We start from the raw sequence: 23,450 nt of genomic DNA on the forward strand, positions 1-23,450 counted from the left end.
GACAACAAGTGGAGTTCAGCATGCTTTCGCGCCATCACATCGCTCGCGATATCTCATATGCCCATTCGGCGGCCACCACGAGTGGACGCACCGTCATTCGTCTAATGGAAAATACTACGGGTCGTTTAGGTCTGATTAAGCGCGCCAACGGGTATGAAGTGGATGTGGCGGCGGGGCGTGATTTCTGGGCTGTGATGGTCGAACGATATGGGTTGTCGTTGGACGTGGTCGGCGGGGCGTTGGCAAATATTCCTCAAGATGGTCCGGTGATCTTAATCGCCAATCACCCTTACGGTATTCTAGACGGGTTGATGATGGGGCATATCCTATCGCAAGCGCGTGGTGATTTCCGAATCTTGGCGCATCGCGTGTTCCGTAAAGCCGAAGATCTTAACAGTGTCATTTTGCCGATCTCGTTTGATCAATCTAAAGAGGCAATGCAGCAAAATCTGGAAACTCGGAAAAATGCACTGGAGTATTTGGGCGAAAGCGGGGCCATTGGCATTTTTCCCGGTGGAACGGTCAGCACAGGCGTGAACCCGTTTGCACACCCTATGGACCCCGGCTGGCGTGGATTTACGGCGCGCATGGTGGGGAAATCAAACGCAACCGTCGTACCGGTGTTTTTTGAAGGGCACACGAGCCGATTGTTCCAGATCGCCAGCCACATGCATAGCACTTTGCGTATGGGGCTGTTGCTCAAAGAGTTTAAGAAACGCGTGGATACTCCGGTCAAAGTGGTGATCGGAGAGCCGATTGGGCGCGACATTCTAGACCCGTTGGCGAAAGACTCTCGCAAGATGATGGATTTCTTGCGCAAAGCCACGTATGAGCTGTCACCGACACCGCTGAAATCTTACGATTACGGCTTTGACTTTGAGGAACGGCATCGCGCCTGAGGGGCACATGGCAGTAGGCATTTTTGATTCAGGATTGGGCGGCTTGACTGTCCTTAACGCAGTACAAGCGCGTCTGCCGGACGTGGATTTCCTGTATTATGCAGACAGTGCTCATGCCCCTTATGGCGTTCGTGATGCCGAAGATATCTTCCAGCTGACAAAGCGCGCGGTTCATCATCTATGGGATGCAGGGTGCAATCTGGTGATTTTGGCCTGCAATACTGCAAGTGCTGCGGCACTGCGTCGAATGCAGGAAGAAGGTGTTCCCGAGGGTAAGCGGGTCTTGGGTGTGTTCGTCCCTTTGATCGAAGCGATGACTGAGCGGGAATGGGGCGACAATTCCCCACCGCGTGAGGTCGAGGTCAAACACGTCGCCCTGTTTGCGACACCTGCAACCGTGTCGAGCCGTGCTTTTCAGCGCGAGCTGGCATTTCGGGCCATCGGGGTCGATGTCGAAGCGCAAGCCTGTGGTGGTGTTGTCGATGCCATCGAAGATGGGGATCTGATCCTTGCAGAAGCCTTGGTCAGGTCTCACGTGGATGCGTTGAAACGCAAAATGCCCCTTCCTCAGGCGGCTATTTTAGGGTGTACGCACTACCCTTTGATGGAGCAGATTTTCCAGCAAGCTTTGGGCGATGATGTTTCGGTCTATAGCCAGGGTAATCTGGTTGCTGACAGCCTTGCTGATTATCTGAGACGTCATCCTGATATGGAAGGCTTGGGAAAAGCTGGATATCTAACCACTGGCAACCCGGCCCGTGTGAGTGATCGTGCGACGCAGTTCCTTCGACGACAAATCTCATTCCAGTCGGCTTGAGACTGTCCTGAATAGCGGACGTTATCCCCATTTCTTCTCTGATCATCGTTGATGATTGTTGACATTGTTACTTCCAAGAAAAGAGGTCTGACATGACCCATAAAATCGCAATCCTAGGTGCCTCTGGTTATACTGGTGCTGAATTGGTTCGGCTGATTGCCCAGCACCCAAACCTTGAAATCGTGGCCCTTTCCGCCGAGCGTAAGGCTGGCATGACAATGGCACAGGTTTTCCCGCATTTGCGTCACATGACCTTGCCAAGCTTGTGCAAGATTTCCGAGATTGATTTCTCCGAAGTCGACCTGTGCTTTTGCGCGTTGCCCCACAAAACCAGCCAAGAAGTGATCCGCGACTTACCTAAGTCTTTGAAAATCGTTGATCTGTCCGCAGATTTTCGCCTGCGGGACGCCGCAGAATATGAAAAGTGGTATGGCAACAGTCACGCCGCGCTCGAGCAGCAAGGCGAAGCGGTTTATGGGCTGACCGAGTTTTACCGTGAAGACATTCGGAACGCACGGCTTGTGGCTGGCACCGGGTGCAATGCGGCAACGGGGCAATTTGTTTTGCGGCCTTTGATTGCTGCGGGTGTGATTGACCTGGATAACATTATTCTGGATCTGATTTGTGCAGTGTCAGGGGCAGGGCGTTCGTTAAAAGAAAACCTGCTACATGCTGAGCTGAGTGAGGGCTACAATGCCTATGCTGTTGGCGGAACGCACCGTCATCTAGGGGAGTTTGATCAGGAGTTTTCCAAGATTGCGGGTCGGCCCGTGCAGGTCCAGTTCACGCCACATCTTGTTCCTGCAAACCGGGGTATTTTGGCGACGACCTATGTGCGTGGGGATGCCCAAGAGATCTACGATACCCTCTGTGCAGCCTATGCGGATGAACCGTTCATCGAAATGTTGCCGTTTGGCGAAGCGCCCTCTACACATCATGTCCGGGGTTCGAATTTTTGCCATATCGGGGTGACGGCTGATCGGATTGCGGGGCGCGCCATTGTGATTGGTGCGTTGGATAACCTGACAAAAGGTAGCAGCGGCCAAGCCTTGCAGAATGCCAATCTGATGTTAGGTGAACCTGAAACGCAGGGGTTGATGATGGCTCCGTTATTCCCATGAGGACGGCATGAAGTCGCTTAAAAAACAACGTCGTATCCAAGTAATCGCGGTGGCAGTGGTTGCCCTGGTTTTGGCGACGGGGTTGATTGGGTATGCCATGCGCGATGGGATCAATTTCTTTCGCGCGCCTAGCCAAATCATGTCGGAGCCACCGGCTCCGACTGAAGTTTTCCGTATTGGCGGCCTTGTTGAAGAAGGGTCATTGGTGCGTGGACAGGGTGGTATTGTCACGTTTGTAGTGACTGACGGTGGTGCCAGTGTTCCCGTCAGCTATGCAGGCGTTTTACCGGACCTTTTTGATGAAAATCAGGGAATGATCGGGACAGGAAAGTACATCAATGGTGTCTTTGAAGCGTCTGAAATCCTTGCTAAACATGACGAAAGTTACATGCCAAAGGAAGTGGTTGATGCTTTGAAGGAGCAAGGGGTTTACCAAGAGGCAGGCGATAGCTGATTTTGTTGACTGACTAGATCGTCGACCTGCTGGTCTTAAATTCCGGGCGTTGCACAGGGCCCTTGTGCAGCGCCCGTTGTCGTTTGAGTAGATTAATAATTTTAGGGTTTGCTGTCGGGCGTATCTGATGGAGGTATCCCAGAATGCAAACGGTAAGACAGATCGCAGAAAACATTGTTGCAAGAGAAGGCGGGTACGTGAATGACCCTGACGATCCGGGCGGTGCAACAAAATATGGTGTGACCATTCATACAATGCGGCGCCTAGGTCTAGACCTGACTGGCGATGATCGTGTCGATGCGAGAGACGTAAAGCGACTTACGAGAGATCAAGCCGTCGACATTTTTGTGCAGTATTATTATTTTAATCCAAAAATCAATGATTTGCCTGAAGCATTGCAAGCGACGGTCTTTGATATGCATGTGAATGCTGGGGCGAATGCTATCAAGATCTTGCAACGCCTTTTGACTGACATGGGGTATAACGTTTCCATTGATGGTGTCATCGGCCCCCAAACGCTGGCGGCTGTTTCTGATGCGGCAATGCCTGATGCAATAGCCCTTCGCGACTCTTATGGTATTGCACGCCGCAACTATTATTTCCGTTTGGCTGATCAGCGAGTCAGAAGCAGGAAATATGCGCGCAGCCGATCAGGTGGTAAGGGCGGCTGGATCAAACGCGCAGAGGAATTCATTTCTGAAAAATTCAAAATGTCCGATGCCGAATTCAAACGGAGGGTTGCAGGATGGGCTTGATAAGCAGTGTGATGGGTTTGCTGTTTGGCGGAAATCGGAATGTAGTGCGGGAAACGGCAGAGCTATTTCGCGAGAACCGCGAGGCGGGGGCGCAGCGCTCCCACAGCATTCAAGAACAGGCGATGATGCAGTTTGGTTCGGAATTTGCGCAGCCCACTCAGAGCGCGTTTGACCGCTTTATCGACGGCTTGAACCGGTTACCGCGTCCTGCTTTGGCGTTGGGAACCTTGGGTTTGTTCGTTTCAGCAATGATTGACCCCTTGTGGTTTGCTGCGCGCATGCAAGGGATTGCCTTGGTTCCCGAACCTCTCTGGTGGTTGCTGGGGGTGATTGTCTCTTTCTATTTTGGGGCGCGTCATCAGGCAAAAATGCAAGGATTGCAGCGTGATATTGCTGCGAGTGTGACGCGTGCGCCCGAGGTGATCGGGAACATTTCGGCCCTGCGGTCGTTACGGTCAGATGATCCGAATGCGGCTGACCCCGGCCCTGAGGCGTCAGTGAATCTGGCGACTGCTCAGCCTGATAGCAATCCTGCACTGACGCACTGGCGCACATTGCGGCAAGCCTAGCGTCCGCGACACTATGGCGTGAGGGCCTTGCCGAAAGGCATTGGCCCGATCAAGCGGGGGGGCTATATCTCGATCTATGATTACAGAACTCGGTCACTTCGCCCTTATTCTTGCCTTTATGGTTGCCATTGTTCAGATGGTCGTTCCCATGATTGGTGCCCAGAAACGTTGGAACAGTTGGATGGCGGTGGCCGAACCAGCCGCCAATGCCCAGTTCTTTCTGACGGCCTTTGCCTTTGGGGCTTTGGTTTGGGCCTTTGTCACTTCTGATTTCTCTCTACGGTTGGTGGTTTTGAACAGTCATTCGGCAAAGCCAATGCTGTACAAGATCAGCGGAACTTGGGGGAACCACGAGGGGTCGATCCTGCTTTGGTTGTTGATTGTGACACTGTTCGGGGCGATGGCTGCGTGGTTTGGCGCAGGATTGCCAGCAACGCTGCGTGCACGGGTGCTGTCTGTTCAATCCGCGATTGCGGTCGCGTTCTTTGCCTTTATCCTGTTCACATCGAACCCGTTTCTGCGTCTTGCAGTTCCGCCGTTTGATGGGCAAGATTTGAATCCCCTGCTGCAAGATCCAGGTTTGGCGTTTCATCCCCCATTTTTGTATCTAGGCTATGTCGGGCTTTCGATGACCTTTTCCTTTGCTGTTGCGGCTTTGATTGAAGGACGCGTTGACGCGGCGTGGGGACGTTGGGTACGCCCTTGGACACTTGCGGCCTGGATTTTCCTGACTATCGGAATCGGATTGGGGTCTTGGTGGGCCTATTACGAATTAGGTTGGGGCGGATTTTGGTTCTGGGACCCAGTTGAAAATGCCTCCTTCATGCCATGGCTTTTGGCCGCTGCACTTTTGCATTCCGCTATTGTTGTCGAAAAGCGGGAGTCGTTGAAAAGCTGGACCATCTTGTTGGCGATCCTGGCTTTTGGGTTTTCTTTGATCGGAACGTTCATTGTGCGGTCTGGTTTGCTGACCTCTGTTCACGCCTTTGCCAACGATCCCGAGCGTGGTGTGTTCATCCTGATGATTTTGGCTGTGTTTACCGGTGGTGCGTTGATACTCTTTGCGATGCGTGCGCAGGCTATGGAAGCCAAGGGCGTTTTTGGCATGGTAAGCCGGGAAAGCGCACTGGTGGTGAACAACATCTTATTGGCGGTGGGGTGCTTTGTGGTTTTCTTTGGAACCATGTGGCCCATCTTGGCCGAGATGTTTTTCGACCGAAAACTGTCGGTCGGACCTCCGTTCTTCAATTCCGCGTTCACGCCGTTCATGGTTGCGCTTGGTTTGGTCATGCCGATCGGGGCTATGTTACCATGGAAACGCGGTAAAATCGGGCGCACGGCTTGGTCATTGCGCTATGCGTTTGCTTTGTCCGTCGCCGTTGCGATGTTGGTTTGGGCTATGCAGACAGGGCGCAGTGCCTTGGGGCCAGTTGGGCTGTTCTTGGGCAGCTGGATGACCATTGGGGCGTTTCTTGATCTGTGGTCCCGAACCGGACGTGGACCAAATCGTTGGGGGCGTTTGGTGCGGTTGCCGCGTGCGGATTGGGGCAAAGCAGTTGCGCATTCCGGGCTTGGCATAACGATGTTCGCAATCGCAGGGCTGACCGCATGGCAGGCCGAAGATATTCGCGTTGCACAAATGGGTGAACCTTTTGATGTAGGTGCGTTCACCTTGACGTTGGAGAAAGTCGAACAGGTCAAAGGACCGAACTACTTTTCCACTATGGGTACGATCTTGTTAGAGAAAGACGGCCAGACGGTAACCGAGTTGTTCCCGGAGAAACGTGACTACCCTGTTGCGCGGATGCCCACGACTGAAGCAGCGATTGATTATCGCATTATGCGCGATGTTTACGTGGTGATCGGTGATCAGCAAAACGATGGTGGCTGGACCGTGCGAACCTATATCAAACCCTTTGCAAATTGGATTTGGGCTGGCTGTTTGTTGATGGCCTTTGGTGGTGCGCTCAGCCTGTCTGATCGACGGTTCCGAGTGGCCGCTGGTGCGCGTAAAGTTTCAACAGGTGGGGTTCCGGCTGAATGAAACGGCTTATCTTAATCATGTGTTTTCTGGCCGGCCCACTTTGGGCCGTCCAGCCTGACGAAGTGCTGGACGATCCGGTGCTGGAATCCCGCGCTAGGGATTTAAGCCAAGAATTGCGATGCCTTGTCTGTCGCAACGAGAGCATTGATGAAAGCAACGCCGAGTTGGCTCGGGATCTGCGATTGCTGGTGCGTGAACGCTTGGTTGCTGGGGACAGCAATGACGAAGCGATTGAATTCATCGTCGACCGCTATGGTGAATATGTCTTGCTCAACCCGACAACAACCGGTGCAAACTGGCTGCTTTGGGGGGCTGGGCCAGCGATGCTTTTGCTTGCTGCGGGAATTGGCATGATCTATCTGCGTGGTCGCGCAAAAGCGCCTCGTCCTCAGGATGATGAACTAAGCAGCAAAGAACAGGAGCGACTGCGTCAAATTCTTGACGAGTGACGCTGGGTCCGCTCTTTTCCTAATCTAATCTGTCGGTCACCTTGGCCGAGATACCGCTTTTTTTAAGGGGCTTTGGCTATGCAGTACGAAACCATTACACTTGAGATCACCGACGGACTGGCTGTTCTGACGCTGAATCGCCCGGACAAAATGAACTCGTTGACGTCACAGATGCGGGCTGAGATCACTCATGCCATGCGAGAGGCCCCAAAGGATGCGCGCGCGATCGTGTTAACTGGGGCGGGACGTGCCTTTTGTACAGGGCAGGATCTGGGGGATGCTGGGTCGTCAGGAAGCATCGATCTGGAACGGACATTGCGCGATGAATATCAACCTATGCTCGAGGCGATCTATGATTGCGCTGTGCCGACATTGGCCGTTGTCAACGGTCCTGCGGCAGGAGCAGGTGCAAATCTTGCGTTGTGCGCCGATGTAGTGATTGCAACTGAAAGTGCGTATTTTTTGCAGGCGTTTTCGCGTATTGGTTTGATGCCGGATGCGGGGGGAACATGGTTCTTGCCACGTCAGATGGGCATGGCCAAAGCGATGGGCGCGGCTTTGTTTGCGGATAAGATCAGTGCAAGTCAGGCATCGGATTGGGGCATGATTTGGGAATCTGTCCCGGACGATCAATTTGATACCCATTGGCGCAAACGCGCGGCCTTTTTGGCCAATGGGCCTACGGCAGCATTTGGCGCGATCAAAAATGCGATCCGGGGAACATACGAAAAGGCTTTGCCAGATCAGTTAGAGACCGAAGCGCATTTGCAAGGCGAGTGCGGGCGTAGTCGTGATTTCCAAGAAGGCGTTGTGGCTTTCATGGAGAAGCGACCGGCCATCTTTGAGGGTCGCTAAACCTTCTACGGCAAGATTATTCGGGAGAGGCGGAAGCGGTTGTCGTTTTCGCCTCTTTTTTTGTGTTGGAATTGAACCCAGAGGGCATCTAGGCCGGACACCAGCAGTTGGGCGAAAAGAAAAAGGCCCCGCAATGCAGGGCCCTTTGTCTTGATTTGATGAGTAGTTAGGCGCGCCGGCGGCGACCACCGCGGCTGCGACGCTCTGGTGTTTCATCATCACCCGTCCCATCCGAGGCTGAGCTGAATGGGCCGAGGGCATCGGTGATTTGATCCAGTGTAGGGCGATCTCCGCGTGGAGTGGAATCTAACGCAGCGCGCATCGAACGCAGGTGTTCGGGCATAGTGCCACAGCAGCCACCGATGACCTTTGCACCGGAATCGCGCGCCATTACGGCGTAATGACCCATCAGCTCAGGCGTGCCGTCATAGTGGATATGACCATCCACATATTTTGGAATGCCAGCGTTACCCTTGGAGATTATCGGACGCTCTGTGCCTTGGGCTGCAAACCCAAGTACTGTGCGTAGAATATCAGATGCACCGGTGCCGCAGTTGGCACCAAATGCCAGCGGCGGGTAATCCAACGCTTCGACCATCTGGACCATATCCGCCGAAGTCATGCCCATCATGGTACGGCCAGCTGTATCAAAACTCATCGTACCTGCCCATGGCATACCTGCCAGTTTGAACGCTTCGGCCGCTGCACGGTATTCTTCGGGGGCTGAAATGGTTTCGAGCCATAGAATGTCAACACCGCCTTCTTTAAGGCCTTCGGCCTGTTCGTGGAACATCTCGACTGCTGCGGCGTGGCTCAGCGATCCGACAGGTTCCATAATTTCGCCAGTCGGGCCCACGGACCCTGCAACGATGATTTTACGGCCTGCCTTGTCGGCAACATTGCGACCCAGTTCGGCCCCAACGCGGCTGAGTTCGCGCACGCGGTCCTGCGCGTCATGCAGTTTTAAGCGCGCAGAGGTGCCACCAAAGGTGTTTGTCAGGAACATATCACTGCCCGCATCCACAGACCCCTGATACAAGGCAGTGATCTTGGCGGGTTCGTCTGTGTTCCACAATTCAGGTGCATCACCTGATTGCAGGCCCATGTTGAACAGGTTTGTTCCTGTCGCTCCATCGGCAAGGATGACGTCGTGACTTTGCAGCATGTCAGCAAAAGCGTTGGTCATGGTCTTATTCCCGGTCTGAATGTCGCGAGCAGGCGACACATACAAATAGACGCCCCGTCTGTCATGGACGAGGCGTCAAATCAAATTCGGATATTTCATGATGATCATGAATCCGAGGGCAAAAGGTCAGAGCGCAGTGCTCAGTCTGTTTCGCTCATGATCTCTTGTTGTGCTTGTGGCAGCAGTTCGGCCATTTTCGCGCGAATTGCATCTGCGTCAGCCAAACCGTTCAGATCGCCTTCGACCTTGCGAACAACATCCTCGTGGCCAGCTTCTTCGAAGTCGGACAAAACAACGGTTTTTGCGTATTCAGCAGCGTCTGCGTCAGATTTACCCATCAACCCTGCAGCCCAGAGACCAACAAGCTTGTTGCGGCGCGCAACGGCTTTGAACTGCATCTCTTCGTCATGTGCATACTTGGACTCAAACGCGTTTTCGCGGTCGTCGAACGTGGTCATTGAATCGGACCTCTTTCAAAAGTGATATCTTTGTTCAAAGATATGACAATGCTACTGCAGGCGTGCAAGGGGATAAGTCTGCGGCAAAGCCGCCCGGGAACCACAAAGCAACAAAGATAGGCAGGGAAATGACAGTTGGGGTCTATTGTGCAGACCGCTCTGACATTAGAAGATAAACGAGCAGGGCGCGAACATCGGGAATCATTGGTGGCATTTTTTGTAAAATCGCGTCAGCACGAGGCTTGGCCTGAAGATAAGGCATCCGATGACCCCCAGTTCGTTCTGGCGATTCCACTGTTGGTCATCGCAGGGTCGAATTTGCCCGGTGAAAGGGATGTAGATCAGCTTGTCCAACTCTTGAAGATAAGCCCTATCTTTAGGGGGTATCCAGAGGACGAGTTGCAGAGCTTAATTCACGATTGCGTACAAGCAAAATCTGAAATGAATGTTGAGCAGACCTGTGCCAATGTTTCTAAATCGTTGAGCTTGCCGTTGCGGGAAACGGCCTTGAGCTTAGCAATGCAGGTGGTGTTGATAGACGGTTCGTATGACGAAATCGAACACGACAAGCTTTTTGAGATAGCGATGGCCCTCGGTATCGAGTCAGACCGATTTCTGCATATGTTTGAAGTGTTAGTGATCTTGCATCGCACTTTGGACTAAGCAAGCGGCGACTTTTCCATTCAGGAATGCGAGCCAGGGACGTGCGCCCAGCTTGCGACACAGGGTTGCTTGCACTATGAGGGCGGCAAGAACGGGGACTCATTCCCCAATATTAGCCTGAAAGGGTCACAGATGGCGCGTCGCAAGAAAATCTATGAAGGCAAGGCAAAGACCCTGTACGAAGGTCCCGAGCCGGGCACAATCGTGCAGTATTTCAAAGATGACGCCACTGCCTTTAATGCTGAAAAGAAAGACGTGATCGAAGGCAAGGGCGTCTTGAACAACCTGCTGAGTGAATACTTCATGCTAGGCTTGGGACAGGTCGGCGTTCCGACGCACTTTATCAAGCGTCTGAATATGCGCGAACAATTGGTGCGGTCCTGCGAAATTGTTCCCTTGGAAGTGATCGTGCGTAACTATGCTGCGGGCACTATGTCCAAGCGTTTGGGCATCGAAGAAGGCACGCAGTTGCCGCGCCCGATTGTGGAGTATTGCTACAAAGACGACAGCCTTGGCGATCCACTGGTCACCGAAGAGCACATCGCTGCCTTTGGCTGGGCCAGCCAGCAAGACATGGAAGATATCCTTAGCCTTGCTTTGCGGGTGAACGACTTCCTTTCGGGAATCATGTTTGGTGTCGGCATCAAGCTGGTAGATTTCAAAATCGAAATCGGCCGGGTCTATGACGGTGATTTCCAGCGTCTGGTCGTTGCGGATGAAATCAGCCCGGACAGCTGCCGCCTGTGGGACATGGAAACCAATCAGAAACTGGACAAAGATGTGTTCCGTCGTGATCTGGGCAACCTTACGGATGCCTATACCGAGGTTGCGCGCCGGTTGGGTGTAATGCCCAAGAACCAAACGCCGGTTACAAAGCCCACTTTGATTAACTGAGATGAGCTTGGGCCCGGCTTTGGGCCCAAACCAAGACCAATTGCAAAACGATGGAGCCCCGAGGGTCTCCAAGCTGAACCGAAGGACGACGCGACATGAAAGCACGGGTGCATGTGATGCTGAAGAACGGGGTTCTGGACCCGCAGGGCGAAGCAGTTCGTCACGCGCTAGGGGCCATGGGCTTTGACAAGGTCGAAGGTGTGCGTCAGGGCAAGGTGATTGACCTCAACCTGGCCGAAGGCGCGAGCGAAGCGGACGTCAATGAGATGTGCGAAAAGCTGTTGGCCAACACCGTGATTGAATCCTACAGCGTCGAGATGCTGTGATGAAGGCCGCGGTTGTTGTTTTCCCCGGATCGAATTGTGATCGCGATCTCGCGGTTGCTTTCGAACGCGCCGGGTTTGACGTGTCGATGGTCTGGCACAAAGACAATGCCCTGCCCGAAGGGGTGGACATTGTTGGGGTGCCAGGTGGGTTCTCTTATGGCGATTATCTGCGATGCGGTGCAATTGCGGCCCAATCACCGATCTGCAAAGCCGTGGCGGCACATGCCGATCGCGGTGGGTATGCGATGGGAATCTGCAACGGCTTCCAAGTTCTGACAGAAACCGGTGTTCTGCCAGGCGCTTTACTGCGGAATGCGGGCCTGAAGTACATCTGCAAAACTGTTGGGCTTAAGGTCGAAACCGCCGACAGCGCCTTCACCGAAGGTTATACCGCTGATGAGGTGATCGATATTCCAATCGCGCACCACGATGGCAACTATTTCGCAGATGACGAAACGCTTGCTCAGTTGCGGGATCAGAATCGTATTGCCTTTACCTATGCTGAAAATCCGAACGGGTCCCGCGATGATATCGCTGGCATTCTGTCAGAAAACCGCCGGGTTCTCGGCATGATGCCACACCCGGAACGCGCCGCTGACGAAGCACATGGCGGTACCGACGGGGCGGCGTTCTTTCGCGCATTGGCTGGCGTTCTGACACCAGCATGACTTGAGCTCATGGCCCGGGGCGCGTAGCTTGGGGTCATGACTGACACTCCTAAAAAGACACGAGGGCAAGCCCTGTCTTGGCCTCGATCCGGACCCATCTCATGGCGGGTCCGTATTGCGCTTGTAGTGCTGTTGGTGGTTGCCTCGACCACCGTGTGGGTGACCAACCGCCTGTTGACGGATCGGTTTACACAAAGCACACGCAACCATGCTGAGCTGAGGCTGGCGCTATATTCAGGTAACTTGTTGAGTGAGTTGCGGCGGAACGCAATTGTTCCCCAACTGCTATCGCGTGATCCTACTCTGATCGGTGCCCTCCAATCTGGTGATTTCTCACAGTCCACACAGCGATTGATTTCTTTTGTAGAAGAAATCGGGGCTGCCTCTTTGATGCTGTTGGATAAAGAAGGGCGAACCGTTGCAGCAACCAACCGAAACAGGTTGGGGGAACAACACCGCAACGCGACCTATTTTGTCGACCCGATCAGATCAAACGCCACGATATTCTCAGTTATGCAGCGCGAAGTTGGCGGATACAGCTTTACCTATGCGCGCCGGCTTGAAGCAGGGTCACAGGTTCTGGGTGTCATTGTTGTCGAGGTGGATCTTCACAAATTCGAACGGGCTTGGGCTGGGATTTCGGATGCGGTTCTGGTCACGGACAGCACAGGTGCCATCATCCTTGCAACCGAGCCCCGGTGGCGCGGTTTGAATGAGAAAGAGGCGCTGCGCCGTCAAACCCCGCAAGGCGCGATTCAGCGTGCGATCCGGGCAACGGCAGATTGGACCGCGTTGCCTGCGGATGCCTATCTGCAAGGCGAAGCGGTGATGCGGATGGAGAGCCGTATCCCGTTTCGTGGCTGGCAGATGACCTCGTATACGACCTATGCCTCGATCCGTGAGCGTGTGAATGGGGTGCTGGCGTTAGAAATCATGGGATTCGCGATTCTGTTGGCACTGGCGTTCTATGCACTTAGCCGAAAGACCGCGCTTCGGATGGCTTTGTTCCAACGAGAATCGGCAGAGCTTCGCGTGCTGAACACGCGACTACAGCGAGAAATCGCCGAGCGGGAACGCGTTCAAAAGACCTTGGAAGTGGCGGAACAGAGCCTTGCTCAAAGTTCGAAATTAGCCGCCTTGGGAGAGATGTCAGCGGCCGTGAGTCACGAGTTGAACCAGCCCCTTGCCGCGATGAAAACATACTTGGCCGGAGCGCGCTTGTTGTTGCGCCGTAATCGCGCTGAAGAGGCTCTGGCGAGTTTCGGGCGGATTGATGATTTGATCGAACGCATGGGTGCGATCACACGACAGCTGAAATCCTATGCCCGCAAAGGTGCAGATACGTTTTCGCCTGTGAATATGGGTGATGCGCTGGCATCTGCACTGTCCATGATGGAACCACAGTTGCGTCAGAGGCACGTTCAGATCAGCCAGATTTTGCCCGAAGCGCCGGTGCGGGTCATGGGTGACCGGATGCGGATCGAACAGGTTATGGTCAACCTCTTGCGCAATGCTTTGGATGCCACCAAATCTGTAAGTGACCCCGAGGTGGAAATCATCCTTGCCTATGGTGAAACGGCGACGTTGACGGTGCGGGATAACGGGGCAGGGATCGAAGATTTTGATGCCCTGTTTGAACCCTTTTACACCACGAAACAGCCCGGTGACGGCGTTGGCTTGGGGCTTGCTATCTCTTCGGGGATCGTAAACGACCTAGGGGGGCGCCTAACGGCGCGCAATGGGCAGAACGGAGGTGCAGTGTTTGAAATGCAGCTACCGATTTTGGAAGACAGCCTTGAGGCTGCGGAATAACGAGGATTGCTTATGGCACAGGCCATGAAAATTGCGATTGTGGACGACGAACAGGATATGCGCCAATCGATCAGCCAATGGCTGGCGTTGTCCGGGTATGACACCGAAACGTTTGGCAGTGCCGAAGACGCACTTAAGGTTCTTGGATCTGATTATCCGGGGATCGTAATTTCTGACATCAAAATGCCCGGCATGGATGGAATGCAGTTCCTCAAAAAGTTGATGGGGTCTGATAGCACCTTGCCCGTGATCATGATCACGGGACATGGCGATGTTCCGATGGCGGTCGAAGCAATGCGCGTGGGGGCTTTTGATTTTCTTGAAAAACCATTCAACCCGGATCGTATGTCCGAGTTGGCAAAACGTGCGACGATTGCTCGCCGCCTGGTGTTGGATAACCGGGCGCTGCGCCGTGAACTGAGCGATGGCACGCAGTTGATGAGCAAGTTGATTGGTGCGAGCCCCGTGATGGAACGTCTGAAGGAAGACATTCTGGATCTGGGTCAAGCGGACGGCCATGTTTTGATCGACGGTGAAACTGGGACTGGCAAAACACTGGTGGCCCATGCCTTACATGCGGTGGGCAGCCGGGCAGGTCGGAAGTTCGTTCTCGTTTCCTGTGCAGCCTTGGAAGAAGAAGCGCTGTCCAAGCGCTTGTTTGGCCCAATGTTGCCCGAAGACGCCCAGTTGCCAGCAATCGAAGAAGCGCGTGGCGGAACGTTGGTGTTGGAAGACATCGAAGCCCTGAGCGATACGCTTCAGGCGCGTCTTCTAAGCGTGATGAACGAGCAGGGCACGCCAGCGGAAACGCGGATTGTTGCGATTTCAAATTTGCAAGAAGCGGGAAAAAGTTGCGAAGACGTCCTGCGTCCGGATTTGTTTTACCGGTTGGCGGCGCTGCGGATCACGATGCCGCCGCTGCGCCAGCGGGGGGAAGATATCTTGTCGTTGTTCACCCGATTGTCCGAACAATTCGCCGAAGAATATGGTTGTGACGCGCCCCAAGTCAGTGCCCAAGAAGCGGCACAGTTGTTGCAGGCGCCTTGGCCCGGAAATGTGCGTCAGCTGATCAATATTGCGGAGCGCGCCGTTTTGCAGGCTCGACGCGGCTCAGGAACGATTGCGTCTTTGTTGATGTCTGATCACGAAGAAATGCAGCCGGTTATGACAACCGAAGGCAAGCCGCTCAAAGAATATGTCGAAGCCTTTGAACGAATGCTGATCGACAACACGATGCGTCGACACAAGGGCTCTATCGCTTCGGTCATGGAAGAACTTTGTCTGCCGCGAAGAACGCTGAACGAGAAAATGGCCAAGTACGGGCTTCAGCGCTCTGACTATCTTTGATCCGCGAGTTCTTTGTTAACCGTCACACGTTTAACGATTGTTGTATCTGACGTGTGACGTTTGCCCATTGTCTTTTCCACAGGACTGCCCTTATGTTGGTAAGACGGGCTGAACCAACTTGGTTCTTATGTGGCCCGTTTTGAGTTTCGCTGTTTCAGGTGCTGGTTGGCATTGATCCGCCACCCTGAGCAGACCGATTGTGCCCCAAATGGGGTAACGTAGTGCCTTCGCCTACAAATGGGCGAAAGGAATAAATGGGCAGGTGCCGGGACAAACCCCACCTGTCGGAGAAGAACCGCGATGACGCGCGCGAACGCATTGAGCATAGAGGCAGGGGGCCAGTTGGCCGACCCCCTCGGCGCGCCGTTTAACATCGCCCTGACAAGACACCACCCCAAACGCGCCCGTCCGCCTGGACAGGGCCGATTTGCGCGGTTGCGGTTGTGCACCAAGGACACATGGCTAAGAAAATGCTTATCGATGCCACCCACGCGGAAGAAACCCGCGTTGTGGTGGTCGACGGAAACAAGGTCGAGGAATTTGATTTTGAATCCGAAAACAAACGTCAGCTTGCTGGCAACATCTATCTGGCAAAAGTAACACGGGTCGAGCCCTCTCTTCAGGCTGCTTTTGTTGACTATGGCGGGAACCGTCATGGCTTCCTCGCGTTTTCCGAAATTCATCCGGACTACTATCAGATTCCTGTCGCGGACCGCGAAGCTCTGATGGAAGAAGAACGTGCCTACGCGGATGCAATGCGCGCACGGGACGACGATGATGAACCAAAGCCCAAGCGGAAATCACGCTCGCGGTCCAAATCGAAATCGGCGGCGCCAAAACCCGTGGAAGCGGTCGAGGTCACCGAAGCAGAATCCAAGGACGCTGTTTCGAAAGAGGCTGAGCCTCAGATCAGCGGAATGGAAACCATCGATTTAACCGAAGGGGACGATGCGAACATCGTTGACACCCTTGAGGGTAGCTCACCGATGGAACGGGTTGCTGAAACTCCGGTAGAAGAACCCATTGATTCAGCTAGCGAAGCTGGTGAACAACCTGTCGCTGAAGTCGCTGAAGTCGCTGAAGTCGCTGAAGTCGCTGAAGTCGCTGAAGTCGCTGAAGTCGCTGAAGTCGCTGAAGTCGCTGAAGTTGAGGAAGCGGAAAGCGCCGTTGCCTCAGATGAAGCATCTGTAGCTGCGGAAGACGTTGCACCGGTAGCTGTTGATGAAACTGCTGTGGCTGAAACAGAGTCTGCTGACGCGTCTGAAACGAGTGAAACCGATGCGGACGATAAGCCGCAAGGTAGCGGCCGTACGATGGCTGCGGACATCGTGTCCAAGGATGCGGTCATTGCTTCTGACGACGTCACCCCTGACACAGATGCCAAAGCCGAGGATCAAAGCCCTGAGGCAGAGGCGGAAGAGGTGGTTTCTGACCTCGTCGAAGAGGCCACCCCTCAAGATGCAGTTGAAGCAAGCTCACAGCCCGAGGCGGTTGCTGATGACACGCAAGAGCCTGCAGTTGAAGCCGTTGCTGTAGAGCAAACCGAAACACCTGAAAACACGGATGCTTCCTCCAAAGCTGATCCGGTTGAAGAAGACGCTGAATCTGAAGAGGCGGCGCCTGAGGAAACCGGTCGCCGCTCGGATGCGACATCCAAGGACGAAAGTATCGAGTCCGTCGCGGACGAAGATGACAGCGAAGACATTCGCCCGCCACGTAAGCCCCGCCCGCGCCGGTACAAAATTCAAGAAGTTATCAAGGTGCGCCAGATTTTGCTGGTGCAGGTTGTTAAAGAAGAACGCGGCAACAAAGGCGCGGCTCTCACCACGTACCTGTCTTTGGCAGGTCGGTATTGCGTCCTGATGCCAAACACCGCACGGGGTGGTGGCATTAGCCGTAAAATCACCAATGTGGTTGATCGCAAAAAGCTCAAGGAAATTGCCGCCGAGATTGATGTGCCGCAGGGCGCAGGCCTCATTGTGCGCACCGCGGGTGCCAAACGGACCAAAGCAGAAATCAAACGTGACTATGAATATCTGCAACGGTTGTGGGAACAAATCCGTGCCCTGACGCTTAAATCCATAGCGCCAGCAAAGATCTATGAAGAAGGCGATCTGATTAAACGGTCGATCCGGGACTTGTACAACCGGGACATCGACGAAGTGATTGTCGAAGGCGAGCGCGGATACCGTATCGCCAAAGACTTTATGAAAATGATCATGCCGTCTCACGCTAAAAACGTGAAACGCCATGACGAAGGCGGCTTGCCGTTGTTTGCGCGCTACCAAGTGGAAAGCTACTTGGCGGGAATGTTCAACCCAACGGTTCAGTTACGCTCGGGTGGGTACATCGTGATTGGCGTCACCGAGGCGCTGGTTGCTATTGACGTGAACTCGGGCCGGGCGACCAAAGAAGGGTCGATCGAAGAAACCGCACTTAAGACCAACCTGGAAGCTGCCGAAGAAGTGGCCCGCCAGTTGCGGTTGCGCGACCTTGCCGGTCTGATCGTGATCGATTTCATCGATATGGATGAGCGCAAGAACAATGCGGCTGTTGAAAAGAAGATCAAAGACAAGCTGAAAACAGACCGGGCTCGGATCCAAATCGGCCGGATCTCTGGCTTTGGGTTGATGGAAATGTCACGCCAGCGCCTGCGCCCCGGCATGATCGAAGCGACCACACAGCCTTGTTCGGCGTGTCACGGAACGGGCTTGATCCGTTCAGACGACAGCATGGCGTTGAACATTCTGCGTCAGATCGAAGAAGAAGGCACGCGCCGTCGCTCACGCGAAGTGCTTGTTCGATGCCCGGTGAATATCGCCAACTTCCTGATGAACCAGAAACGGGAGCACATTGCGCAGCTTGAAGCGCGTTATGGGTTGTCGATTCGGATCGAAGGTGACGTGCATTTGGTGAGCCCCGACTTCTCGATCGAGAAGTTCAAAACGGCCACACGCACGGTGCCAGAAGCACCAGCACCTGTTGTTTCGGTTGATACGTCGTTGATGGAACAGATCGACGCGGCAGAGCCAGCAGCAGAAGCAGAAGTTGAAGACGTTTCCGAGACGCCAGTTGTGGAAGAAGAGGGTGAAACCAAACCCAAGCGTAAACGTCGGCGTCGGCGTCGGCGTAAGGGGAATGGCAACGAAGATGGGGCCGACGAGGAAGCAAATGGCAATTCCGATGCAAGCGGGGATTCCGAGTCTTCTGACACTTCTGAAGAAAGCCGGGACGAAACAGCGGTTGAAGGTGAGGTGACAGAGGATGCACCAAAACCAAAACGCCGGCGTCGGTCTCGTAAGAAGTCTGCTCAAGTCGAAGAAAACTCTGAAGGTGCAGATGCTCCGGCTGTAGCTGAAGAGACCTCAGAAGACGAAGCTGAAAAGCCCAAGCGTAAACGGACGCGGGCGCCGCGTCGCAAGAACACAAGTGTTACGGAAGAGCCGGCAATTGCCGAATCTACTGAGGCACCTGTTGAGGTTGTCGCTGATGCGCCAGTTTCCGAACCTGAACAGACCGCTGAAAGCGTATCTGAAGGGGGCGAAACACCAGCATCAGACAGCTCGATAGAAATTGTGGCTGAACCCGTGATCGCCGAAGCGGTGCAAGAGGTTGAGGTGCCTGAGTTCACACATAGCGAGGCGGCCGACTCTCAGACTGCTGCAGATCCTGTTGTTGAGCCCGAGATTGCTGAACCAGAGACCGTGGCATTTGTTGAAGCTGCTACTGAGGAAACTGCACCAGTTGCAGAAGAGCCTGCACTTGAACCAGAGGCGGTGGAACCTGCCAAGCCCAAACGGCGCGGTTGGTGGTCCTTAGGAAGCTAGAATAAGGGCCAAACCTCAATTTTGGCTCATTCCGGAATACGGGATATTACAAAGACACCTATCGAGATTTTTCTCGGTAGGTGTTGCTCTTTTTTGTAAGAACGAAGTTAGAGAGGGCGAAAGTCCTTCCGCTAAACCTTTCCAAAGGCTGCCAGAGTTGTGAATTTTCGAATTCTTGCCTCTCTAACAGTCTGCTAATGGAGGCCATCTTGTTGTTCAATGAACGAGAAGGTCTGATGATCAAGAGTATTCATCACTTTCGTAGCAAGTAATGCATTCTATATTTTCAGCCTGAATCACCCTGAGGCATAGTCTAAGTGAGTTTTATGAGTAGTTTGTTGCCTCGTTCGCGAATGAGAATTCCACAACAGCTAAACTTTAATGCCGATTTCGAGTTCTGCCAAAAAGGGTGGATAAAGAAACAAGCCGAGAAAATCTCTGATTGTGAAACCAAACCAAGGGCTTAGTGCATCTTTCCTTGAATCCCCTCACTGCCTTGTTTCTCAGAGCGGCCACCTATCACCTGAGTGTCAGGCCTTTTTGCGGATCACATAAATTTGGTGATCTGGAGCATCGGTTTGTTCCACTAAAGTATGGCCCGATTCTGCACAAAAATGGGGAACATCCACGATGGCCGCGGGATCATCCGCGAGCATGCAGAGGTTTTCACCCGGCAAAAGTGATTTGAGACGCTTGCGCGCTTTGAGGACGGGTAAAGGGCAAAGCAACCCGCGCGCGTCGAGCTTTTCAGGTGTATCAGTCATGAGATAGGGAATATTCTGCCTTGGTGCCTGTGTCCATAACGCACCCACAAGGATGTGACCGGATGGCCCCGTGACCTCGGACTGGGGATAGCATATGTGCTAATGCATGTTCGGAATTGATATCATCGATGCGGGGCTGATCCCTGCCATGACTGTGGCGCTGATTGCTGGAATGTTCAGCTTTCTAAGCCCGTGCGTATTGCCCATTGTACCGCCGTATTTGGCCTATATGAGTGGTGTATCCATAGGCGAGATGCAGAGCGAAGCAAGCGCGCGTCGGAAGTCTATTATCGCCGCGTTGTTTTTTGTGCTGGGCCTGTCCACTGTGTTCTTGCTGCTTGGCTTTACAGCGTCGGTTTTTGGTTCGTTCTTTTTGCAAAACCAAGAGCTTATGGCGCAAATCTCAGGCGTTGTTGTTATAATCTTTGGCCTCCATTTCCTGAGTGTTTTTCGTATTCCTTTGCTGGACCGAGAAGCGCGTTTGGAAACAGGTGACGCAGGTGGGTCGACATTTGGGGCTTATGTGCTTGGGCTTGCGTTTGCCTTTGGCTGGACACCATGCATCGGCCCTCAGTTGGGCGCGATTCTTTCGCTCGCGGCGACAGAGGTCTCGGTGGCGCGCGGGACATTGCTTTTGGGGGTTTATGCCGCTGGTTTAGGCATTCCATTCCTACTTGCTGCAATGTTTCTGAGCCGGTCAATGCGGATCATGAACAAGCTTAAGCGTCATATGGGGTTGATCGAAAAGTGTATGGGCGCGTTGCTTTTGCTCGTCGGCATCATGTTGGTCACCGGTCTGTTCTCAAGCGTTTCGTTCTGGCTGCTTGAAACCTTTCCCTCGTTGGCGACACTTGGCTGACTTTTTCTCGCCTGAATAAGCCTTTATGATCCCCTTCAAAGCAAGAGGAGTGTCATGGCGTCCGAGCAGCAACAGGCAAGTCAGGTGAAACGTCGCCGGGTTTTTTACATTCCTGGTTATGACCCGATTCATCCACGCCGCTATCGCGAACTCTACCGAAAAGAAGGGGCCGAACAGGCTGAGATTTCTGGTTATGACATTGGCCTCAAACCTAAAGCAACCAAAGGTCCCTATGGTTGGCATGTGACCGCGACGCAGGAGGGTGCGCGGGTCGAGGCCGATATCGAGGTTCTCGTTTGGTCAGATATCGTTCGCGACAGCATGTCGTCCACAATTCCGGCCACCTATATTCAGTTGGTTCGGACGGCTTGGACCTATATTGGTTCGGGGGCGTTGTGGCGGTTGATGAAACTACGCAAAGGGCCAGTGATTGCCGCATTGTATCCTGTTGGAATGTTACTGTTACAATTGGTTTTGGCGCTGGCCATTGCTTTTGGGGTCTATAGCGCGCTGTTCACGGCGGCCCTTTGGTTGCCGATGGATCCGAACCTTCTTTTACAGATCATCGCACTGTGCGCGGGGGCAGGCGTAGGCGTCGCGGTGTTGCGGTGGTTTCGCGCAAGAGACGGCAAGTTCTTTGCCTATTACCTCATGCACGATTATGCGTATTCCGCGCAATCCAACGGCGCGAACCCACCCGAATTGGAAGCCCGGATCGCTGAGTTTACCGATTTGATTGCCGAAGCACTGACGCAAGACGTCGATGAGGTTCTGGTTGTTGGTCACAGCTCTGGCGCCCATGTGGGGGTGAGTGTTTTGGCCGATTTGATCCGTGCAGGACGTGTGCCACCGTCAGGACCTGCATTGGGGTTTCTGTCACTGGGGCAGGTGGTTCCAATGGTGTCATTTTTGCCAAAAGCCGAGCGGCTTCGCACGGATCTCAAGTATCTGAGTGCGCGCGCCGAGTTGAATTGGGTGGATGTGTCTGCGCCGGGCGATGGATGTGCCTTTGCACTTTGTGACCCAGTCACCGTCAGCGGTGTAGCTCCGGCAGATAAGCGATGGCCACTGGTCTTTTCAGCAGCGTTTACCCAAACACTGTCACCTAAACGCTGGACAGAGTTACGGTGGAGGTTCTTTAGACTACATTTTCAATATCTGTGTGCTTTTGATCAGCCCGGCGACTATGATTATTTTCGTATCACAGCCGGCCCGATGACGTTGGCAGAACGGTACAAAGACCGTGCACCGTCAAAATCTCGGATAGATGTGGCAATCTCAAAATATACTTCGGTTGGTTCTTGATGCTCCCTCCCAAACCCCCCGCGCGCCCGGACAAAGTGTCCTTGTTTCGGTACCTTCGCCTGTTTCGACAGGATTTGTTATCGGCGCAGCCCAAGCGATTGTATCGCGCTTGGATGGCTGAGTTTCGCACGCCGTTTTTCCGGTCTTTTTTGGTGAACCAGCCGGATCTTGTGGAAACGGTTCTCAAGACGCGTCCTGATGATTTCCCCAAATCGGGCCGGATCAGCGAGGGCCTCAGGCCTTTGTTGGGAAATTCCGTGTTTTTGACCAACGGTGAGACGTGGAAACGGCAGCGGCGGATTATTGACCCCTCGTTCGAAGGGGGCCGTTTGCGAGATACTTTCCCTGCGATGTGGGAGGCGGCACAGGCTTGTGTGACGCGCTTGCAAGGGCAAGTTGGGCAAGAGGTCGAATTTGAAGAGGTGACAAGCCACGCCGCTGCAGATGTGATTTTTCGTACTCTGTTTTCTATCCCGATAGAGCATGAAATCGCCGGGCAAGTGTTTACGCGGTTTCGCGATTATCAGCGTCAGCAACCTTTGTTGAACTTGGCGGCTTTCGTGCCTTTGCCCAGTTGGATGCCTCGGTTTCATGCGCGTCAAACCAAACGCGCAGCCAAGGAAATCCGTGGGTTGATTGCGCAGCTGACATCCACGCGTATGGCTGAAATCGAGGCGGGAACGGCCCCAGATGATCTTGCGACCAAGATCATGACTACCAAAGATCCCCAAACCGGCGAACGGTTTGATACCGAAGAAATGATTGATCAGGTTGCGATCTTTTTTCTGGCGGGCCATGAAACCAGTGCGTCAGCTTTGGCGTGGACTTTGTACCTGATGGCTCTTTACCCTGAATGGCAGGACCGACTGGCAGAAGAGGCGAACGCTCTGGACCAAGAAGGGTTTGGCGTGATGTCCAAACTCCGCCTCAGTCGTGATGTGTTTCGCGAGGCACTACGGCTCTACCCACCAGTTCCAATGATGGTGCGCGAAGCCAGTTGTCCTGAGAAGTTTCGGGATCGTGCGGTCCCCAAAGGGGCACAGATTGTATTGAGCCCATGGCATTTGCACCGTCAGGAACGTTTGTGGGACAATCCGGACGGGTTTGATCCCGCCCGGTGGCACACTGAAAACGGCAAAACCTGTCAACGCACGGCCTATATCCCTTTTTCCACTGGTCCTCGTGTGTGTCCGGGGGCAGGCTTTGCCATGGTCGAAGGGCCACTGATCCTGTCGATGATTTTACGTCGTTTCCGAATTGAACGTGTGGCGGGCAAAGACCCGGTTCCTGTGGCACATCTGACTGTTCGTGCGGCGGATGGTATCTGGTTGCGGTTGGTTGAGCGCTAACAAACTACCATCTGTCAGAGCCTTGCTGT

The 23,450-nt window shown here is 53.8% G+C and carries 22 protein-coding genes; 19 read left to right on the forward strand and 3 right to left on the reverse strand.

Translation table 11 applies throughout. The features are described from left to right. The first annotated feature begins 20 nt into the window (after nt 1–20). The 9 genes from ABWV33_RS11300 (at nt 21) to ABWV33_RS11340 (ending at nt 7,963) form a co-directional block, all read left to right on the forward strand. Complete coding sequence (locus ABWV33_RS11300; protein WP_353330789.1) at nt 21–899, forward strand: lysophospholipid acyltransferase family protein; 879 nt, start codon at nt 21–23, stop codon at nt 897–899. A gap of 7 nt (nt 900–906) precedes the next feature. Then, a complete protein-coding gene (locus tag ABWV33_RS11305) occupies nt 907–1,716 on the forward strand; it encodes a glutamate racemase (protein ID WP_113824355.1) in 810 nt (269 codons plus the stop codon). 92 nt (nt 1,717–1,808) lie between these two features. Continuing rightward, nucleotides 1,809–2,837, forward strand: a complete 1,029-nt coding sequence (gene argC, locus ABWV33_RS11310) for an N-acetyl-gamma-glutamyl-phosphate reductase (protein WP_164617388.1) — start codon at nt 1,809–1,811, stop codon at nt 2,835–2,837. Between the two features lie 7 nt (nt 2,838–2,844). Further along, nucleotides 2,845–3,291 carry a cytochrome c maturation protein CcmE gene (ccmE, locus tag ABWV33_RS11315; RefSeq protein ID WP_121997106.1) on the forward strand — a complete coding sequence of 149 codons (447 nt, stop codon included), beginning with the start codon at nt 2,845–2,847 and terminating at the stop codon, nt 3,289–3,291. Between the two features lie 143 nt (nt 3,292–3,434). Continuing rightward, on the forward strand, nt 3,435–4,046 hold the full coding sequence (locus ABWV33_RS11320) for a holin-associated N-acetylmuramidase (RefSeq protein ID WP_353330792.1): 612 nt from the start codon (nt 3,435–3,437) through the stop codon (nt 4,044–4,046). Further along, entirely contained in the window at nt 4,037–4,615 is a 579-nt protein-coding gene (locus ABWV33_RS11325) for a holin family protein (RefSeq protein ID WP_353330794.1), read from the forward strand. The genes ABWV33_RS11320 and ABWV33_RS11325 overlap by 10 nt, the downstream gene beginning before the upstream one ends. 76 nt (nt 4,616–4,691) lie before the next feature. Then, complete coding sequence (locus ABWV33_RS11330) at nt 4,692–6,659, forward strand: heme lyase CcmF/NrfE family subunit (RefSeq protein ID WP_353330796.1); 1,968 nt, start codon at nt 4,692–4,694, stop codon at nt 6,657–6,659. Further along, on the forward strand, nt 6,656–7,108 hold the full coding sequence (locus ABWV33_RS11335) for a cytochrome c-type biogenesis protein (RefSeq protein ID WP_353330798.1): 453 nt from the start codon (nt 6,656–6,658) through the stop codon (nt 7,106–7,108). Before ABWV33_RS11330 ends, ABWV33_RS11335 begins: the two co-directional genes overlap by 4 nt. 78 nt (nt 7,109–7,186) lie before the next feature. After that, nucleotides 7,187–7,963, forward strand: coding sequence for an enoyl-CoA hydratase-related protein (locus ABWV33_RS11340; RefSeq protein ID WP_113824348.1), 777 nt, complete (start codon nt 7,187–7,189; stop codon nt 7,961–7,963). Nucleotides 7,964–8,129: 166 nt separating this feature from the next. Here ABWV33_RS11340 and bmt read toward each other — a convergent pair whose 3' ends face one another. Next, nucleotides 8,130–9,149 (reverse strand): betaine--homocysteine S-methyltransferase, encoded by a 1,020-nt coding sequence (gene bmt, locus ABWV33_RS11345; protein WP_113824347.1) that lies wholly within the window; start codon nt 9,147–9,149, stop codon nt 8,130–8,132. Nucleotides 9,150–9,289: 140 nt separating this feature from the next. Next, a complete protein-coding gene (locus ABWV33_RS11350) occupies nt 9,290–9,607 on the reverse strand; it encodes a DUF1476 domain-containing protein (protein ID WP_113824346.1) in 318 nt (105 codons plus the stop codon). Nucleotides 9,608–9,754: 147 nt separating this feature from the next. On the opposite strand from ABWV33_RS11350, the gene ABWV33_RS11355 reads away from it, so the two are divergent. The 7 genes from ABWV33_RS11355 (at nt 9,755) to ABWV33_RS11385 (ending at nt 19,144) form a co-directional block, all read left to right on the forward strand. Then, nucleotides 9,755–10,270 (forward strand): tellurite resistance TerB family protein, encoded by a 516-nt coding sequence (locus tag ABWV33_RS11355; RefSeq protein WP_353330801.1) that lies wholly within the window; start codon nt 9,755–9,757, stop codon nt 10,268–10,270. A gap of 132 nt (nt 10,271–10,402) precedes the next feature. Beyond that, a complete protein-coding gene (gene purC, locus ABWV33_RS11360) occupies nt 10,403–11,164 on the forward strand; it encodes a phosphoribosylaminoimidazolesuccinocarboxamide synthase (protein ID WP_121997113.1) in 762 nt (253 codons plus the stop codon). Between the two features lie 95 nt (nt 11,165–11,259). Beyond that, nucleotides 11,260–11,490 (forward strand): phosphoribosylformylglycinamidine synthase subunit PurS, encoded by a 231-nt coding sequence (gene purS / locus ABWV33_RS11365; protein ID WP_121997114.1) that lies wholly within the window; start codon nt 11,260–11,262, stop codon nt 11,488–11,490. After that, on the forward strand, nt 11,490–12,158 hold the full coding sequence (purQ, locus tag ABWV33_RS11370; protein ID WP_113824342.1) for a phosphoribosylformylglycinamidine synthase subunit PurQ: 669 nt from the start codon (nt 11,490–11,492) through the stop codon (nt 12,156–12,158). The genes purS and purQ overlap by 1 nt, the downstream gene beginning before the upstream one ends. Before the next feature lie 36 nt (nt 12,159–12,194). Then, nucleotides 12,195–13,970: a sensor histidine kinase gene (locus ABWV33_RS11375; RefSeq protein WP_113824341.1), complete on the forward strand. Its 1,776-nt coding sequence runs from the start codon at nt 12,195–12,197 to the stop codon at nt 13,968–13,970. A 12-nt stretch (nt 13,971–13,982) separates the two neighbouring features. Then, nucleotides 13,983–15,317, forward strand: coding sequence for a sigma-54-dependent transcriptional regulator (locus tag ABWV33_RS11380; protein ID WP_113824340.1), 1,335 nt, complete (start codon nt 13,983–13,985; stop codon nt 15,315–15,317). 458 nt (nt 15,318–15,775) lie between these two features. After that, nucleotides 15,776–19,144 (forward strand): Rne/Rng family ribonuclease, encoded by a 3,369-nt coding sequence (locus tag ABWV33_RS11385; protein ID WP_353330804.1) that lies wholly within the window; start codon nt 15,776–15,778, stop codon nt 19,142–19,144. Nucleotides 19,145–19,674: 530 nt separating this feature from the next. Here ABWV33_RS11385 and ABWV33_RS11390 read toward each other — a convergent pair. Then, nucleotides 19,675–19,908, reverse strand: a complete 234-nt coding sequence (locus ABWV33_RS11390; RefSeq protein ID WP_121997117.1) for a sulfurtransferase TusA family protein — start codon at nt 19,906–19,908, stop codon at nt 19,675–19,677. Between the two features lie 106 nt (nt 19,909–20,014). On the opposite strand from ABWV33_RS11390, the gene ABWV33_RS11395 reads away from it, so the two are divergent. The 3 genes from ABWV33_RS11395 to ABWV33_RS11405 are packed head-to-tail and all read left to right on the forward strand — an operon-like array spanning nt 20,015 to nt 23,421. Continuing rightward, nucleotides 20,015–20,767: a cytochrome c biogenesis CcdA family protein gene (locus ABWV33_RS11395; protein ID WP_113824337.1), complete on the forward strand. Its 753-nt coding sequence runs from the start codon at nt 20,015–20,017 to the stop codon at nt 20,765–20,767. Between the two features lie 54 nt (nt 20,768–20,821). After that, nucleotides 20,822–22,072 carry a hypothetical protein gene (locus ABWV33_RS11400; protein ID WP_353330807.1) on the forward strand — a complete coding sequence of 417 codons (1,251 nt, stop codon included), beginning with the start codon at nt 20,822–20,824 and terminating at the stop codon, nt 22,070–22,072. Next, on the forward strand, nt 22,072–23,421 hold the full coding sequence (locus tag ABWV33_RS11405) for a cytochrome P450 (RefSeq protein WP_353330809.1): 1,350 nt from the start codon (nt 22,072–22,074) through the stop codon (nt 23,419–23,421). The genes ABWV33_RS11400 and ABWV33_RS11405 overlap by 1 nt, the downstream gene beginning before the upstream one ends. The last annotated feature ends 29 nt before the right edge of the window (nt 23,422–23,450 follow it).

It is taken from the genome of Phaeobacter sp. NW0010-22 (assembly GCF_040365955.1).
GTDB lineage: Bacteria > Pseudomonadota > Alphaproteobacteria > Rhodobacterales > Rhodobacteraceae > OMPR01.

Coding starts and splice junctions, on each gene's coding strand:
- ABWV33_RS11300 (WP_353330789.1), top strand. CDS start 21: ATGCTTTCGCGCCATCACATCGCTCGCGATATCTCATATGCCCATTCG.
- ABWV33_RS11305 (WP_113824355.1), top strand. CDS start 907: ATGGCAGTAGGCATTTTTGATTCAGGATTGGGCGGCTTGACTGTCCTT.
- argC (WP_164617388.1), top strand. CDS start 1,809: ATGACCCATAAAATCGCAATCCTAGGTGCCTCTGGTTATACTGGTGCT.
- ccmE (WP_121997106.1), top strand. CDS start 2,845: ATGAAGTCGCTTAAAAAACAACGTCGTATCCAAGTAATCGCGGTGGCA.
- ABWV33_RS11320 (WP_353330792.1), top strand. CDS start 3,435: ATGCAAACGGTAAGACAGATCGCAGAAAACATTGTTGCAAGAGAAGGC.
- ABWV33_RS11325 (WP_353330794.1), top strand. CDS start 4,037: ATGGGCTTGATAAGCAGTGTGATGGGTTTGCTGTTTGGCGGAAATCGG.
- ABWV33_RS11330 (WP_353330796.1), top strand. CDS start 4,692: ATGATTACAGAACTCGGTCACTTCGCCCTTATTCTTGCCTTTATGGTT.
- ABWV33_RS11335 (WP_353330798.1), top strand. CDS start 6,656: ATGAAACGGCTTATCTTAATCATGTGTTTTCTGGCCGGCCCACTTTGG.
- ABWV33_RS11340 (WP_113824348.1), top strand. CDS start 7,187: ATGCAGTACGAAACCATTACACTTGAGATCACCGACGGACTGGCTGTT.
- bmt (WP_113824347.1), bottom strand. CDS start 9,149: ATGACCAACGCTTTTGCTGACATGCTGCAAAGTCACGACGTCATCCTT.
- ABWV33_RS11350 (WP_113824346.1), bottom strand. CDS start 9,607: ATGACCACGTTCGACGACCGCGAAAACGCGTTTGAGTCCAAGTATGCA.
- purC (WP_121997113.1), top strand. CDS start 10,403: ATGGCGCGTCGCAAGAAAATCTATGAAGGCAAGGCAAAGACCCTGTAC.
- purS (WP_121997114.1), top strand. CDS start 11,260: ATGAAAGCACGGGTGCATGTGATGCTGAAGAACGGGGTTCTGGACCCG.
- purQ (WP_113824342.1), top strand. CDS start 11,490: ATGAAGGCCGCGGTTGTTGTTTTCCCCGGATCGAATTGTGATCGCGAT.
- ABWV33_RS11375 (WP_113824341.1), top strand. CDS start 12,195: ATGACTGACACTCCTAAAAAGACACGAGGGCAAGCCCTGTCTTGGCCT.
- ABWV33_RS11380 (WP_113824340.1), top strand. CDS start 13,983: ATGGCACAGGCCATGAAAATTGCGATTGTGGACGACGAACAGGATATG.
- ABWV33_RS11385 (WP_353330804.1), top strand. CDS start 15,776: ATGGCTAAGAAAATGCTTATCGATGCCACCCACGCGGAAGAAACCCGC.
- ABWV33_RS11390 (WP_121997117.1), bottom strand. CDS start 19,908: ATGACTGATACACCTGAAAAGCTCGACGCGCGCGGGTTGCTTTGCCCT.
- ABWV33_RS11395 (WP_113824337.1), top strand. CDS start 20,015: ATGTTCGGAATTGATATCATCGATGCGGGGCTGATCCCTGCCATGACT.
- ABWV33_RS11400 (WP_353330807.1), top strand. CDS start 20,822: ATGGCGTCCGAGCAGCAACAGGCAAGTCAGGTGAAACGTCGCCGGGTT.
- ABWV33_RS11405 (WP_353330809.1), top strand. CDS start 22,072: ATGCTCCCTCCCAAACCCCCCGCGCGCCCGGACAAAGTGTCCTTGTTT.